This is a genomic window from Pseudomonas sp. HMSC066A08 (assembly GCF_001813025.1).
GTDB lineage: Bacteria > Pseudomonadota > Gammaproteobacteria > Pseudomonadales > Pseudomonadaceae > Pseudomonas > Pseudomonas aeruginosa.
Genome location: NZ_KV811358.1, coordinates 1 through 203, shown reverse-complemented (window position 1 = coordinate 203; position 203 = coordinate 1). Strand labels below are relative to the sequence as shown.

At 58.1% G+C, this 203-nt stretch carries 1 protein-coding gene; it reads left to right on the top strand.

Going from position 1 to position 203, the window contains the following annotated elements:
* The coding region (locus tag HMPREF2886_RS27330) for a hypothetical protein (protein ID WP_139148426.1) at positions 1 to 203 on the top strand (203 nt) is incomplete at both ends.

Here is a 203-nt window from a genome sequence, read left to right as displayed (position 1 = left end):
CTGCCTCGTCATCATGGCTACGCAAAGCCTCTCGGATGCGGTCAAGTCCGGGCTGCTCGATGTACTGCTGGAACAGTGCCCGACGAAGATCCTTTTGCCGAACAAGGAAGCCGACCTTCATGGCACCAAAGAGACACCCGGCCCGGCCGACCTCTACGCCATGTTCGGCCTGAACAGCAAGGAAATCGGCATCCTGAAAAACG